This window comes from Actinosynnema sp., assembly GCF_052038725.1.
This window is the reverse complement of sequence record NZ_JBQGCX010001228.1, coordinates 1-6,095: the sequence shown is the minus strand read 5'-3', so window position 1 is coordinate 6,095 and position 6,095 is coordinate 1. Positions and strand designations below refer to the sequence as shown.

At 72.3% G+C, this 6,095-nt stretch carries 7 protein-coding genes; 5 read left to right on the top strand and 2 right to left on the bottom strand.

Annotation, left to right across the window (positions count from 1 at the left end; translation table 11 throughout):
• Positions 1–130: 130 nt before the first annotated feature.
• Both ACTUAL_RS25795 and ACTUAL_RS25790 read right to left on the bottom strand, forming a co-directional pair.
• Positions 131–913, bottom strand: a complete 783-nt coding sequence (locus tag ACTUAL_RS25795) for an IclR family transcriptional regulator (protein ID WP_015803597.1) — start codon at positions 911–913, stop codon at positions 131–133.
• A 59-nt stretch (positions 914–972) separates the two neighbouring features.
• The gene (locus ACTUAL_RS25790; protein ID WP_440902065.1) at positions 973–1,755 is read right to left on the bottom strand and encodes a nucleoside phosphorylase; all 783 of its coding nucleotides are present in this window, start codon (positions 1,753–1,755) and stop codon (positions 973–975) included.
• Between the two features lie 291 nt (positions 1,756–2,046).
• On the opposite strand from ACTUAL_RS25790, the gene ACTUAL_RS25785 reads away from it, so the two are divergent.
• From ACTUAL_RS25785 to ACTUAL_RS25765, 5 genes are all read left to right on the top strand, one after another.
• Positions 2,047–2,847, top strand: coding sequence for an ABC transporter ATP-binding protein (locus ACTUAL_RS25785; RefSeq protein ID WP_440902064.1), 801 nt, complete (start codon positions 2,047–2,049; stop codon positions 2,845–2,847).
• Complete coding sequence (locus ACTUAL_RS25780; RefSeq protein ID WP_440902063.1) at positions 2,844–3,647, top strand: ABC transporter permease; 804 nt, start codon at positions 2,844–2,846, stop codon at positions 3,645–3,647. Before ACTUAL_RS25785 ends, ACTUAL_RS25780 begins: the two co-directional genes overlap by 4 nt.
• Before the next feature lie 67 nt (positions 3,648–3,714).
• On the top strand, positions 3,715–4,746 hold the full coding sequence (locus tag ACTUAL_RS25775; protein WP_177154334.1) for an ABC transporter substrate-binding protein: 1,032 nt from the start codon (positions 3,715–3,717) through the stop codon (positions 4,744–4,746).
• The gene (locus ACTUAL_RS25770) at positions 4,743–5,519 is read left to right on the top strand and encodes an ABC transporter permease (RefSeq protein ID WP_440902062.1); all 777 of its coding nucleotides are present in this window, start codon (positions 4,743–4,745) and stop codon (positions 5,517–5,519) included. Before ACTUAL_RS25775 ends, ACTUAL_RS25770 begins: the two co-directional genes overlap by 4 nt.
• A 327-nt stretch (positions 5,520–5,846) precedes the next feature.
• Positions 5,847–6,095, top strand: a 249-nt coding sequence (locus ACTUAL_RS25765) for a hypothetical protein (protein WP_440902061.1), incomplete at its 3' end; no start/stop codon positions are given.

Below are 6,095 nucleotides of genomic sequence, written 5' to 3'. Positions count from 1 at the left end.
GTGGGGTGAGGTGGCGCGGAAGCGGCCTGACGTCACGTGATGTCCGGCGGAATCCACTGCGCCACCAACAGGTCCCGAGAGCAGCGCTCGGGATCGGCGCCCTGGGTGGGGCGGGCGCCACGCGCGGGGGTCAGTCCTCGTCCGCGACGTACCCCAGTTCCTCCGACAGCGCCCGCGCCGCGCGCAGCACGGTCGCCGTCGCCCTGGTGCGGTCGAGCGGGTCGCGCATCCGCGCGCCCGCCGCCGCCAGGGTCACGCTCGCGCCGACGCTGCCGTCGATCGAGCGCACCGGCGCGGACACCGCCCACACGTTGCGGTCCAGCTCGTTGTCGCACACGTCGTAGCCCTGCGCGCGCACCACCGACAGGTGCTCCAGCACGCCCTCGGTGGTGCGCGGGGTGCCCGACGTGTACTCGGTGAGCGGGGCGTTCGCGAGCAGCGCCCGCGCCACCTCGTCCTCCTGGAACGCCAGGATGCTGCGCGCCGACGACGCGGCGTGCAGCGGCATCTCCTGGCCGATCCGGACGAACAGCCGCAGCGGGTGCCTGGCCTCCACGAGCGCCACGCACACCGGCACGTCGCCGATCAGCTCGCTCAGGAACACGGTCTCGCCGCTCTCCCGCGCCGCGACCTCCAGCGGCGCGGGCGGGCGGACGAGCCTGGCGCCGTTCGCCCTGGCCTGCTGGCCGAGCGCGCGGGCGGAGCGGCCCAGGAAGTAGCGGCGGTTGACCGGCGAGCGGGACACGTAGCCGGACTGCTCCAGGGTCGCCAGCAGCCGGTGCATGCTGCCGACGGGGATGTCGAGCTGCTCGTGCAGCTCCTGGAGGCTGCGGCTGGTGCCCGCCGCGGACAGCGCGCCGAGCACGTCGAGCGCTCTTACTACCACTTGCATGGGACGGGTTGCCTCGGCCACCTGACCTCCGGGTGAGGGCGAGAAGTTGATCGCGTGATTCTCACGCCGAGTCGCCCAGCTCACACACCCGGGGTGGCCACCAGGTCACGCGCCGCTGCCGCCGCCACCCGCAGCATCGCCAGCTGCGCGGGCTCGTAGTCCTCCAGCCAGCTGTCGCTCGCGCGGGACGCGTGGGCGACCAGGACGGCCCCGACGCGCAACCCCATCGCGGTCCCGACCGCGAACACGGTCTCGCACTCCATGTCCATGGCGTCGACGCCCATGGCCTCGATTTCCGCCAAACGTCGGGCGGCGCGTTCCTCCATTCGGTCCAACGCTCTGCCCTCTCCGACGTAATAGCTGTCGCAGGAGAGCACGCGAATTCGGTGGGCGGGCCGCCGGAAATGCGCGGGCGCGGCGGCCAGCAGCGCCTCGGAGACCGCCGTCGTGGCGAGGGCGGGGATTTCCGGGTCGGCGTAGTGCCGGGCGGCCCCGCCCTCCCGCTCGGCCTCGGTCACCACGCACAGGTCGCCCGGCTCGATGTGCGCGCCGAGCGCCCCCATGCCGCCGGTGCGGATGACGGTGCGCACGCCGAGGCGGGCCAGCTCGACCACGGCGATCTCGGTGGACGGCCCGCCGATGCCGGTCGAGCAGACCGCGACGGGGGTCCCGCCAAAGGTGCCGACACCCACCCTGAACTCGCGGTTCTGCCCGAGGACGCGGAAGTCGTCGAGCACTTGGGCGGCCCGGTCGACGCGCGCCGGGTCGCCGGGGAGCAGGCACACCTCGGGCAGGTCGCCGGGGCCGCACGGCAGGTGCGGGGGCCGCCCGTCGAGCCAGGGGTCTGCTGCGCTGCGGGCCACCGGGCGCGCTCCTCACCGCCGGACGCGCCGGCACTCATGGTGGAAAGGGGGTTTCCAGATCGGGCAGTCTGTTGGTCGGCCGAACGGCTGTCAACCTCCACTGCGAACGGTCACAGTGGATTTTTCGCGCCGGATAAAGCAGGCTGATCTGCGCTGACGCGAATCGCTACGCAGAGCGATCACCGAGCTGCTGTTCCGGTGAGCACCCACCCCGAGGTGGAAAGGGACTTCCACCGCATGGAACACTCCGGGCCGCACCCCGGAAACCGACCACGATTGCGGAGCCACGACGTGACCCCTCCCGCCCCGAGCGGCGCCCAGCCCGGCGTCCCGGCACCCGCCCCTCCCCGGCCGCTGCTGAGCATCCGAGGCGTCGACAAGCGCTACCGCACGGCCAAGGGCGCGACGGTGCAGGCGCTGGAGGGCATCGACCTGGACATCGCCGACGGCGAGATCGTCGCGGTCATCGGACCGTCGGGCTGCGGCAAGTCGACGCTGCTGCGCATGGTCGCCGGCCTGGACGACGACTACACCGGGACCGTCGAGTGGCGGCGCCCGCCGCGCCCCGGCAAGGACATCGGCTTCGTGTTCCAGGAGCCCGCGCTGCTGCCGTGGCGCACCGTGGCGGGCAACGTCGGCCTGGGTCTGGAGGGCCGCAAGGACCTGGAGGGCGCCGAGCAGCGGGTGGCCGAGCTGCTGGACCTGGTGGGGCTGGGCGACTTCGCCAAGTCCTACCCGAAGGAGCTGTCCGGCGGGATGCGCCAGCGCACCGCGATCGTGCGCGCGCTGGCCTACGACCCGCAGATCCTGCTGATGGACGAGCCGTTCGGCGCGCTGGACGCGATCACCCGCGACCGCCTGCACGACGACATCCTGCGGATCTGGGAGCGCACCAGGAAGACGATCGTCTTCGTCACGCACAGCGTGGAGGAGGCCGCCTCCCTGGCCGACCGCGTCGTGGTGATGTCCGCGCGCCCCGGCCGCATCCGCGCGGTGCACCGGGTGCCGCTGCACCGCGACCGCACCCCCGCCACCCGCGAGCTGCCCGAGTTCGGCCGCTTCGCCGGGATGCTGCGCGGGGAGCTGGCATGAGCGTGCGCGACCTGGTCGACGAGACCGCCGTGCCGAGGGCGCGCGGCCGGTTCGACCTGCGCCGCGCGGGCACGGCGGCGCTGTACCTGGCGGTGGTGGTCGGCGCGTGGCACCTGTACGTCACGCTCGCCGACGTCCCGCAGTACCTGCTGCCCGCGCCCGGAGCCGTCGCCGAGTCGCTGGCCGGGCTGGCGAGCAGCGGCGAGCTGTGGCCGCACCTGGGCTACACGGTGCGCAACATCGTCATCGGCCTGGTCTCGGGCATCCTGATCGGCTGCGCGCTGGGCTGGGTGCTGGCGTCCTCGCCGCGCGCCCGGATGCTGCTCGCGCCGTACGTGGTGCTGTTCCAGGCCGCGCCGAAGATCGCCGTCGCCCCGCTGCTGGTGCTGTGGTTCGGCCTGGGCCTCGGCTCGCAGCTCACGCTCGTGGTGATGCTCGCGTTCTTCCCGATGATGATCGCGATGACCCTCGGCCTGGGCGAGGTCACCGACGACATGCGCGCGCTCGGCCGCGTCCTGGCCATGGACCGCGGGCGGTTCCTGCTGCGCGTGCAGCTGCCCGCCGCGCTGCCCGCCCTGTTCGCGGGCGCCCGGATCGCCGTGATCGACGCGATGACCGGCGCGTTCCTGGCCGAGTACCTGTCCGCGAAGCAGGGCCTCGGCTACCTGATGGTGATGGGCAAGAGCACCTACGACACCCCCCAGCTGCTCGCCGCCGTCCTGCTGACGGTCGTGGTCGGCCTGACCGGGTTCGGCCTGGTCGGGCTGGTCGAGCGGATCGCACTGCCGTGGCGCCGCTAGCCGGGTCCCCCGACCCCTGCCGGGCGCCCTCCCCCTGCTAGAACCCCGCATCCCCGAAGGGAAAAGCATGTCCAGCTCCACCCTGTCCCGCCGCCGCTTCGGCGCCCTGACCGCCGTGGTGGCCACCGCCGCCGCGCTGGTCGCGTGCAGCCCCGCCGACGCGGGCTCGTCCTCGTCCTCGGGCGAGGGCGGCACCAAGAAGGTCACCATGCAGATCGACGGCTCGGCGGTGCCGTACTACGCCCCGCTGTACGCCGCGCAGAAGCAGGGCTTCTTCAAGAACCACGGCCTGGAGGTGGAGTTCACCTACGCCCAGGGCGCGGACATCGTGCAGAACGTCGCCGCGGGCAACGTGGACTTCGGCTTCCCCAACGGCGACTCGGTGATCACCGCGTACGCCAAGGGCATCAAGACCAACGTCGTGCACACCACGTACCAGCAGGGCATCGGCGCGCTGCTGTTCCGCGACGACTCCGGCATCAAGACCCCGGCGGACCTCAAGGGCCGCAAGGTCGGCGTGACCGACCTGGGCAGCGCGAACTACGCGCAGCTGCAGGCGATGCTGGCCAAGGAGAACGTGCCGCTGTCCGAGGTGCAGGTCGAGACCATCGGCACCGGCGCGATCGTGGACGCCATGAAGAACGGACAGGTCGACGCGATCGTCTTCTCCCGGCTGCGCTACTACGCGCTGCTCCAGGCCGGGGTGGGCGTCGGCCAGGTGCTGAGCGACGAGTACCTGCCGTCGTTCGGCAACATCGTCATCGCGAACCCGGAGAAGGTGAACTCCGACGCCGAGACGGTGAAGTCGTTCAACGCGGCCCTGAACGAGGGCATCCAGTACGTGATCGACAACGTCGGCGAGGCCACCAGGATGGCCATCAAGGACTACGCGCCCACGTTCGAGGGCCAGGAGGCCCAGATCGAGCTGATCCTGGACGACGTGTTCGCGCTGACCCTGTGGCAGTCGGCCGACACCGAGGAGCACGGCCTCGGCTACGGCAACGTGGACCGCTGGAACGAGTCCATCAAGGCCCAGGTCGGGTTCAAGCTGATCGACAACGAGTTCAACGCCGACGAGATGGTGAAGAACGTCCGATGAGCTCCCCGACCGCACCGGCGCGCGGCACCGCGCTGCTCGCCGGCCTGGTGTCCCTGGCCGTGGGCATCGCCGCGTGGTGGACCGCCGCGTCGCTGCCGGTCGTGCCGGACTACGTGCTGCCCAGCCCCGGCGAGCTGGTGAGCAGGGCCGTGACCCTGTTCCGCGGCGGCGGGCTGGGCGTGCACCTCGCGCAGACCCTCGCCGAGGTCCTGCAGGGCGTGCTGATCGGCACGGTGGCCGGTGTGCTGCTCGCGGTGCTGTTCGTGCGGCTGAGGTGGCTGGAGAAGCTGCTGATGCCGGTGATCGTCGTGGTCCAGGTGACCCCGAAGATCTCGATCGCGCCGCTGATCGTGCTGTGGCTCGGGCTGGGCATCGGCTCGAAGATCACGCTGATCGCGCTGGTGACGTTCTACCCGATCCTGGTGAACGTCGTGGCCAAGCTGCGCGGGATGCCGACCGCGTTCGACGACCTGTCGGTCGTGCTCGGCATGTCCGGCGCGCGCAGGGCCAGGGTGCTCCAGCTGCCGTTCGCGCTGCCCGCGCTGCTGGCGGGGCTGCGGGTCGGCGTGCTCCAGGCGGTGACGGCGGCGGTGATCGGCGAGTTCATCGGCGCGCAGGCCGGCCTGGGGTACCTGGAGAAGCAGGCTCAGGACAACGACGACATCCAGGTCGTCTTCATCACCCTGATCCTGCTGTGCCTGATCGGCTGGGTGCTGTACGCGGTCGTGGACCTCGTGGAGCGCCAGGTGAAGGCCCGGTTCGACATCGGGTGAGCCGGAGTGGCCGCGCCCCCGCGTCTGTGGGGGGCGCGGCCACCGGCGGAGCACGACCTCGGGGCGCCCCTTCGGGTGGCGCCCCGGTTTTCGCTTTTCCGGGCCGGGTTCCCGGTGCTGATCTCGGAGACCTCGGCCACCCGACCGTTGCGCTGAACGGCTCAGCGGGGTTCGCTCGAACGGACCCGCCGTGATCGGCGGCCGTCGGCCCGCAGCGCGCAGCTCGGCGCGGGTGGACGGGCGGGCGCGCGCGGGCGGGTCGGCGCAGGTGGGTCGGCGCACGCAGCCCGACGCACGCAGGAAGACCAGGCACAGGGAGCCGCAGGGATGACCGAGAACGAGAACGCCGCCTACATCGCCGTGCGGGCGGCGGTGGCCGAGCTGGGCATCGCGCCGGACAGCTACGGGCCGACGCTGAACACGGCGGCCTCGCCGTCGGCGGTGCGCGTGGTGGCGGCGGCGCTGGCCGCCCGCCTCGCCGGGGCCGGGGTGGACCGGGTGGTGGTGTGGAACAGCAGCGACGAGGCGGTGCTGGCGCACGCGGTGGCCGTGGAGCTGGGGGTCGGGGTGAGCCGG

What these genes read in the sequence shown, in the direction of transcription:
- ACTUAL_RS25780 (WP_440902063.1), top strand. Translation starts at nt 2,844, where the DNA reads ATGAGCGTGCGCGACCTGGTCGACGAGACCGCCGTGCCGAGGGCGCGC.
- ACTUAL_RS25775 (WP_177154334.1), top strand. Translation starts at nt 3,715, where the DNA reads ATGTCCAGCTCCACCCTGTCCCGCCGCCGCTTCGGCGCCCTGACCGCC.
- ACTUAL_RS25770 (WP_440902062.1), top strand. Translation starts at nt 4,743, where the DNA reads ATGAGCTCCCCGACCGCACCGGCGCGCGGCACCGCGCTGCTCGCCGGC.